4 protein-coding genes are annotated in these 6,468 nt (G+C 70.7%); all 4 read left to right on the top strand.

Annotation, left to right across the window (positions count from 1 at the left end):
* The first annotated feature begins 304 nt into the window (after nt 1-304).
* Nucleotides 305-1,384, top strand: coding sequence for a histidinol-phosphate transaminase (hisC, locus tag GWI24_RS38460; RefSeq protein WP_308344234.1), 1,080 nt, complete (start codon nt 305-307; stop codon nt 1,382-1,384).
* A gap of 270 nt (nt 1,385-1,654) precedes the next feature.
* Nucleotides 1,655-3,250, top strand: a complete 1,596-nt coding sequence (locus tag GWI24_RS38455; protein WP_210950675.1) for a cytochrome ubiquinol oxidase subunit I — start codon at nt 1,655-1,657, stop codon at nt 3,248-3,250.
* 15 nt (nt 3,251-3,265) lie between these two features.
* Nucleotides 3,266-4,267 carry a cytochrome d ubiquinol oxidase subunit II gene (gene cydB / locus GWI24_RS38450; RefSeq protein WP_210950674.1) on the top strand — a complete coding sequence of 334 codons (1,002 nt, stop codon included), beginning with the start codon at nt 3,266-3,268 and terminating at the stop codon, nt 4,265-4,267.
* A 19-nt stretch (nt 4,268-4,286) separates the two neighbouring features.
* The coding region (gene cydD / locus GWI24_RS38445; protein WP_308344233.1) for a thiol reductant ABC exporter subunit CydD at nt 4,287-6,468 on the top strand (2,182 nt) is incomplete at its 3' end.

Raw genomic sequence — 6,468 nt, 5'->3', positions numbered from 1 at the left:
GTGAAGCCAGTTGGGGGTTCCACCGGGCCTCTGATCGCCCCTGGCATATCCACGCCTGGTGATTGATACATGTCTCGAAGAGGTCTCAACTCACCTGCACGGGTGATGCGCGCCACGGCGCTCGCCACCGGCGCGCGTGAAAAAGCGGGGCGCTCCCCCCGGTGGGTACGCGGGCGCCGGGGGCGGATACGCGGCGGCGCCCGGCGGGTACGCGAGACGGGGGAATCCTCATAAGGTGTGCAGTATTGCCGTGTGCGAACGCTGTGCACGGGCCCGGGACAGGATGGGTCGAGGAGGACTGTCGGTGACCGAGAAGAGCCCCAAGCTGCGCGCCGCGCTGGACGGCATTCCGACGTACAAGCCCGGCAAGCCGGCCGCCGCGGGCGGCCCCCTGGCCTTCAAGCTCTCCTCCAACGAGAACCCCTATCCGCCGCTGGCCGGGGTGCTGGAGACCGCCGCGAACGCCGCCGCCTCCTTCAACCGCTACCCGGACCTCGCCTGCACCGCGCTGATCGCCGAGCTGGCGAGCCGCTTCGACGTACCGCTGGAGCATCTGGCCACCGGGACCGGCTCGGTCGGCGTGGCCCAGCAGCTGGTCCAGTCCACGGCGGGGCCGGGCGATGAGGTGATCTACGCCTGGCGGTCCTTCGAGGCATATCCGATCATCACTCAGATCGCCGGGGCGACGTCGGTGCGGGTCCCCTTGAACGACGCCGAGGAGCACGACCTGGAGGCGATGGCGGACGCCATCACCGACCGCACCCGGCTGATTTTCGTCTGTAACCCCAACAACCCGACCAGCACCGTGGTGCGCCGGGCCGCGCTGGAGCGGTTCCTGGAGCGGGTGCCGTCCGATGTGCTGGTGGTGCTGGACGAGGCGTACATCGAGTTCATCCGGGACGAGCGGGTCCCCAACGGGATCGACCTCTACCGGGACCGGCCGAATGTGTGTGTGCTGCGCACCTTCTCCAAGGCGTATGGCCTGGCCGGGCTGCGGGTCGGCTTCGCGATCGCCCATGAGCCGGTGGCGGCGGCGCTGCGCAAGACCGCGGTGCCGTTCGGCGTCAGCCAGCTCGCCCAGGACGCGGCGGTGGCCTCGCTGCGCAGCGAGGACGCGCTGCGGGAGCGGGTGGACGCGCTGGTCACCGAGCGGGGTCGGGTGTGGGAGGCGCTGACCGCCCAGGAGTGGACGGTCCCGGACTCGCAGGCGAACTTCGTCTGGCTGCGGCTGGGGGAGCGCACGGCCGACTTCGGGGCGGTGTGCGAGGCGGCGGGCGTGGTCATCCGTCCGTTCCCGGGTGAGGGCGTGCGGGTGACCATCGGCGAACGCGAGGCGAACGAGATCTTCCTGCGGACGGCGGAGGAGTACCGCAAGGAGCTCTGAGCCGGGCGGGCCGGCCGCCGCCCCCGGCGGGTTGGCCGCCGGGCGGAACGGCCGCCGGGCGGGACGCCGCCTTCGGATCCGTCGAGGGCCCCATTGGCAAGGGGCCCAACGGCCCTTCCGAGAGGTGCGCAGCATACCCATACGTGCCCCATTCGCCCCCTACCACCCCCCGTGGGAGGGGGCGAAGCCATGTGCGTATCATTGCTTGTGAATGTGAATACGTTCACAAGCTCGCTCGGCGGGCAGGCACGACCGTAAGGAGAGATTCAGGTGAATCTGGCTCTGGCGCCGGAGACGCTGGCCCGATGGCAGTTCGGCATCACGACGGTCTACCACTTCCTCTTCGTGCCACTGACGATCTCTCTCGCCGCGATCACGGCGGGTCTGGAGACCGCCTGGGTCCGCACGGGCAAGGAGAAGTACTTCCACGCCACCAAGTTCTGGGGGAAGCTCTTCCTGATCAACATCGCGATGGGTGTGGTCACCGGCATCGTGCAGGAGTTCCAGTTCGGTATGAACTGGTCGGACTACTCCCGCTTCGTCGGTGATGTCTTCGGCGCACCGCTCGCGATGGAGGCCCTGCTGGCCTTCTTCTTCGAGTCCACCTTCATAGGTCTGTGGATCTTCGGCTGGGACAAGCTGCCCAAGAAGATCCACTGCGCCTGCATCTGGATCGTCTCGCTCGGCACGATCCTCTCGTCGTACTTCATCCTGGCCGCCAACTCCTGGATGCAGCACCCGACCGGCTACACCATCGACAAGGCCACCGGAAAGGCCCAGCTCACCGACATCTGGGCGGTGCTGACCCAGAACACCACCCTGGTCGTGGTCTTCCACACGCTGACCGCGGCCTTCCTCACCGGCGCCGCCTTCATCATCGGGATCTCCTCCTTCCATCTGCTGCGGGCCAAGCGCCGCCGGGAGCGCGGCGAGGAGCTGGGCGAGCAGCGGAAGAAGCAGATCGGGGCGATGCGGGCCTCGCTGCGGGTGGGCCTGGTGGTCGCGGTGATCGCGGGGCTCGGTACGGCGATCAGCGGTGACCAGCTCGGCAAGGTGATGTTCGAGCAGCAGCCGATGAAGATGGCGGCGGCCGAGGCCCTCTGGGACACCCAGGCGCCCGCGCCCTTCTCGGTCTTCGCCGTCGGCGATGTCAGCAAGGGGCACAACAGCGTCGAGCTGGAGGTCCCCGGGGTGCTCTCCTTCCTGGCGCACAGCAACTTCACCGACTCCGTCCCCGGTATCAACGACATCGCCCAGCGGGAAGCCGACGCCTACGGCGGTCAGCCCGATGACTACATCCCCAGCATCTTCATGACCTTCTGGGGCTTCCGGCTGATGATCGGCTTCGGGATGACCTCGTTCGTCGCCGGGCTGATCGGGCTGTGGACGACCCGCCGCAAGCGGTGGCTGGCGCCCGCGTTCCGCACCGGCGAGGACGAGGTGCCCCGGCTCATGCTCACCAAGAAGCGCGAGATGAGTCCGCTGCTGTCCACCTGGTCCTGGCGGATCGGCATCCTCACGATGGGCTTTCCGCTGATCGCCAACTCCTTCGGCTGGATCTTCACCGAGATGGGCCGGCAGCCGTGGGCGGTCTACGGGCTGATGAAGACCGCCGACGCGGTCTCCCCCGGCGTCAGCCAGACCGAGGTGCTGATCTCGCTCGGCGTCTTCACGCTGCTGTACGGGGTGCTCGCGGTGATCGAGGTGCGGCTGCTGACCAAGTACGCCAAGGCCGGACCGGACACGGACGAGAGGCCGCCCGCCAAGGACCCGAAGCTGCGGCTGCCCTCGAGCGGACCGGGTGGGCCGGGCGGCGGGTCCGCCTCGGAGGACGACGCCGACAAGCCGCTGACCTTCGCGTACTGACCGCCGGAGAGGATCATGCACCTTCACGACTTCTGGTTCCTGCTGATCGCCTTCCTCTGGACGGGCTACTTCTTCCTGGAGGGCTTCGATTTCGGCATCGGCGTGCTGACCAAGCTGCTCGCCCGTGACCGCACCGAGCGCCGGGTCCTGATCAACACGATCGGGCCGGTGTGGGACGGCAATGAGGTCTGGCTGATCACGGCGGCCGGGGCGACCTTCGCCGCCTTCCCCGACTGGTACGCGGCGCTCTTCAGCGGCTTCTATCTGCCGCTGCTGGCCATCCTGGTCTGCCTCATCCTGCGCGGTGTCGCCTTCGAGTACCGGCACAAGCGCCCCGAGGACCGCTGGCAGCGCAACTGGGAGCATGCGATCTTCTGGTGCTCGCTGCTGCCCGCGTTCCTCTGGGGAGCGATCTTCGCCAATCTGGTGCACGGGGTGCCGATCGGCCGGGACGGGAACTACGCGGGCGGTCTGTCGGATCTGCTCACGCCGTACGCCCTGCTGGGCGGGGTGGTCACGCTGGTGCTGTTCACCTTCCACGGCGCCGTCTTCGCCGCGCTCAAGACGGACGGGGACATCCGGACGCGGGCGCGGCGGTACGCGGCCCGGCTCGGGTCGGCCACCGTCGTGGCCGCGGTGCCGTTCCTGGTCTGGACGCAGAGCGACAGCGGGAACGCCCGGAGTCTGGTGGCGGTCGTCATCGCCGTTCTGGCGCTGGCCGCGGCGCTGATCATGAACCAGCGGGGGCGTGAGGGCTGGGCGTTCGGACTGTCCGGGGTGGCCGTCGCGGCGGCCGTCGCGATGCTCTTCCTGGCGCTCTTCCCCGAGGTCATGCCCTCCTCGCTGGACCCGGCGTGGAGTCTGACGGCGGCGAACGCGGCCTCCAGCCCGTACCCGCTCAAGATCATGACCTGGGTCGGCGCCATCATGATGCCGCTGATCATGGCTTACCAGGCGTGGACATACTGGGTCTTCCGCAAGCGCATCGGCACCCGGCACATCCCGGCCACCCACTGACACGGGTGCGGTGTTTCACGTGAAACCAATCGATCCTCGGCTGCTGCGGTACGCACGGGCCACCCGCTTCTTCCTGGCCGCCTCCGTGGCGCTGGGCCTGGCCGGAGCGGGACTGGTCATCGCGCAGGCGATGCTGATCGCCGAGATCGTGGTGGGCGCCTTCCAGCGGGGCGACGGCGTGACGGCGCTGACGCTTCCGCTGGGGTTGCTGGCGCTGGTCGCCGTCGGCCGGGCGGTTGTCTCCTGGCTGACCGAGCTGGCCGCCCATCGGGCCGGTGCGGCGGTCAAGTCGGAGCTGCGGCTGCGGCTGCTGGAGCGGGCCGTACGGCTGGGGCCGAGCTGGCTGGACTCCCAGCGAACCGGTGAACTCACCACCCTCGCCACCCGGGGCATCGACGCGCTGGACGACTACTTCGCACGCTATCTGCCCCAATTGGGGCTGGCCGTGGTGGTGCCGGTGGCGGTGCTCGCCCGGATCGTCACCGCGGACTGGATCTCCGCGCTGATCATCGTCGCCACGCTGCCGCTGATTCCGCTGTTCATGATGCTCATCGGCTGGGCCACCCAGTCCCGGATGGACCGTCAGTGGCGGCTGCTGTCCCGGCTGTCCGGGCACTTCCTCGATGTCGTCGCCGGGCTGCCCACGCTCAAGGTCTTCGGCCGGGCCAAGGCCCAGGCCGCATCGATCCGTGCGATCACGGGCGACTACCGGCGGGCCACGCTCAAGACGCTGCGGCTGGCCTTTCTGTCCTCCCTGGCCCTGGAGCTGCTCTCCACGGTGTCGGTCGCGCTGGTCGCGGTCGACATCGGAATGCGGCTGGTGCACGGCGAGATGGACCTCTTCACCGGGCTGGTGGTGCTGGTGCTCGCCCCTGAGGCGTATCTGCCGCTGCGGCAGGTGGGTGCGCAGTACCACGCGGCGGCGGAGGGGCTGACGGCGGCGGACGAGGTCTTCGCGGTGCTGGAGCGCCAGCCCTCGGGGGTGGGTGGTTCGCCCGCCCCCGACGCTCGGGGTGCCGCGCTGGCGCTGGACGGGCTGGTGATCCGCCACCCCGGGCGTACCGAACCGTCCCTCGCCCGGACCTCGTGCGAGATCCGCCCGGGGGAGACGGTCGCCGTCGTGGGTCCCAGCGGTGCCGGGAAGTCGACCCTGCTGAACGCCGTGCTCGGCTTCGCGGCGCCGCACGCGGGCCGGGTGCTGATCGGAGGCCGGGACCTGGCCTCCCTGGACCCGGAGAGCTGGCGGCGCCAGATCGCCTGGGTGCCCCAGCGCCCGTACCTCTTCGCCGGGACGATCGCGGAGAACGTCCGGCTGGCCCGGCCGGACGCCGACGACGAGGCGGTACGAGCCGCCCTGCGGGACGCGAACGCGCTGCGTTTTGTCTCCGCACTGCCGGACGGGATCGAGACTCGGCTGGGCGAGATGGGCGCGGGGCTCTCCGCGGGCCAGCGCCAACGGATCGCCCTGGCCCGCGCCTTCCTGGCCGACCGCCCGTTGCTGCTCCTGGATGAGCCGACGGCGAACCTGGACGGCGAGACGGAGGCGTCTGTCGTCGAGGCGGTGCGTCGGCTCGCCGAGGGCCGCACGGTCCTTCTGGTCGTCCACCGCCCGGCACTGCTGCCACTGGCGGACCGGGTGCTGCGTTTGCCGGGGCCGGACCGGGGTCCCGGGGCCGCTGCCTTGAGTGGACCGGCCTCGCCGGCCGTGGCTCGGCATGAGTCGGCGGTGGGCGCCGTACGCCCGGGCCCGGCCGTCTCTCTCCGGTCCGCCTCCGACGGGGGTGGCGTCCGCTTGTCCGTCGCGTGTGCCGCCGGGGACCCGCGTGCCGAGGCGCGCGGATCCGCGCCGGGCGCGGGCGCGGAGGCGCGGTCGGGCTCCGGGGCTGCTGCTTTGAGTGGACCGGCCCCCCTGCCGGTGGCTCGGCGTGAGTCGGCACTGGGCGCCGCACACGCGGCCGGGCGCCCACGCGCGGAGGCACGCGTATCCGCGCCGGAGGCGGCCGCAGGCGCGGAGTGGCCACGGGCCGCCGTATCCGGTGGCGAGCATGAGCCGACGGCGGACGCGGTCGCGGGTGTGGAGCGGACACCCGCCGCCGCGTACGAGCCGACGGCGGACGCCGGAACCGGTGGGCGGCTGGGCGAGGCGCGGACGGGGGCGGACGGTGCGGGCTCGGTCGCGCCGGATGCTCCGGCCGCCTCGG

This window comes from Streptomyces sp. MK37H, from assembly GCF_018035285.1.
GTDB lineage: Bacteria > Actinomycetota > Actinomycetes > Streptomycetales > Streptomycetaceae > Streptomyces > Streptomyces endocoffeicus.
This window is presented reverse-complemented; position numbering and strand designations above follow the sequence as displayed.

Coding starts and splice junctions, on each gene's coding strand:
- cydB (WP_210950674.1), top strand. CDS start 3,266: ATGCACCTTCACGACTTCTGGTTCCTGCTGATCGCCTTCCTCTGGACG.